At 53.8% G+C, this 671-nt stretch carries 1 protein-coding gene; it reads right to left on the bottom strand.

Annotated features, from left to right (window positions below):
• The coding region (locus WEIDD23_RS12095; RefSeq protein WP_156469665.1) for an aminotransferase class I/II-fold pyridoxal phosphate-dependent enzyme at window positions 1–671 on the bottom strand (671 nt) is incomplete at both ends.

Raw genomic sequence — 671 nt, 5'->3', positions numbered from 1 at the left:
ATGTAGCCGGCCCCGCCAATCCCAAAGGCGGATCCTGGAATAACCGCGACCTTGCCTTCCTGGGCAAGCGCCAAACTAAAGGCCACGTCATCATGCGCCAAACCATCTGGAATCTGCGCAAAGACATAAAAGGCCCCGGCTGGTTGCGGAATCGCAAAACCAAGTTCGCGTAACGCCTTTACCAAGTAATCACGCCGAGTCGCATATTCAGTCTTCATCGCCAACGTATCTTGGCGCCCAGCTTCAGTACCCAGTGCTTCCGCAGCCCCGGCCATCGCTGGATTCGAGGCTGACGTCACCGCAAATTGGTGAATCAAGCCGACCGCACGAATTAATTCCGTTGGGCCCACCACAAACCCAATGCGGTAACCCGTCATCGCGTGTGACTTCGATACCCCGTTCAAGACCAACGTTTGGTCGGGCAAGTACTGGGCAATCGAGGTGTGTTGTCCGTCATAAACTAACTCTGAATAAATTTCATCCGCAATCACTGTAATGTCCGTCCCACGTAAGACATCTGCCAACGCCGATAATTGTTCCGACGTGTAGGTTGCCCCAGTTGGATTTGATGGATAGTTCAGCACAACCGCCACTAGTTGATCGCCATAGGTGTCAATCGCGCCCTGTAATTGGTCCGGCGTGAGCAAGAAGTCCGTCGCCGATGTATCCAC

The sequence above is a fragment of the Weissella sp. DD23 genome, assembly GCF_001579105.1.
Classification (GTDB): domain Bacteria; phylum Bacillota; class Bacilli; order Lactobacillales; family Lactobacillaceae; genus Weissella; species Weissella cibaria.
The sequence above is the reverse complement of the archived record's forward strand: the minus strand, read 5'-3'. Positions and strand labels throughout refer to the sequence as shown.